The 657-nt window shown below is 45.2% G+C and carries 2 pseudogenes; both read right to left on the bottom strand.

Annotated elements, in window-relative coordinates:
• Positions 1–272, bottom strand: a pseudogene (locus HMPREF2609_RS04695) (hypothetical protein); the annotation flags it as partial.
• A gap of 57 nt (positions 273–329) precedes the next feature.
• Positions 330–657 (bottom strand): annotated as a pseudogene (locus HMPREF2609_RS04690) (hypothetical protein); the annotation flags it as partial.

The raw sequence follows: 657 nt of genomic DNA, 5'->3' as shown, positions 1-657 counted from the left end.
AGTCCTTGACGCATATCAAACCAGTTAATCAGGCAGGCATCTTCAGAAGCCCAACGCAGGTTAAAATCATCCGGAATAGCATAGACACTCTCAATACTCTCAACCAGACGATAGGCAAAATCTAGTGTGGTTTTTACCCCAGCACAGTCAACAACAATAACCTTCCACCCCTCCGCTTCCAGATAAGGCAGCATATGGTTTTCCCAGTATCCACCCTCATGGATGAACAAAGAGGCGGTAAAAGGCTTTGAGCGTATATGTTTATAGACCATCATTATCTTCTTTAATGTAGGCACAGGGTGGAACCTAATGATCTACTCAGGTTTCTATCAGTCCCAGCTCCTAACGACTTTATGGCGATACTCCACAAGGGGTGGGTATTCTGCTCCTGGGTTATCTTCATCGAAGTCTTCGATGATAGTGGCTCGACCTTCGAAGAATTCCAGCACAGTATTGAGTTTTTCCCGAGACACCTGCATACCATAAAGCACATATGGCGGGTCATAATCACCATAAGCAAATTGGCTATGACGGTACCGCAGATTATCGTCTACAGTTTGTAGGTGTCGTGCCATCCATTTTGCTTCAGAGTGGTTGGGACTGTTCCAAGGTGTAAAGAGTACATCGTAGTCTTTGAGGATGACGAAGACTCCTTTG

This window comes from Rothia sp. HMSC058E10 (genome assembly GCF_001809415.1).
GTDB classification, from domain to species: domain Bacteria; phylum Actinomycetota; class Actinomycetes; order Actinomycetales; family Micrococcaceae; genus Rothia; species Rothia dentocariosa.
This window is presented reverse-complemented; position numbering and strand designations above follow the sequence as displayed.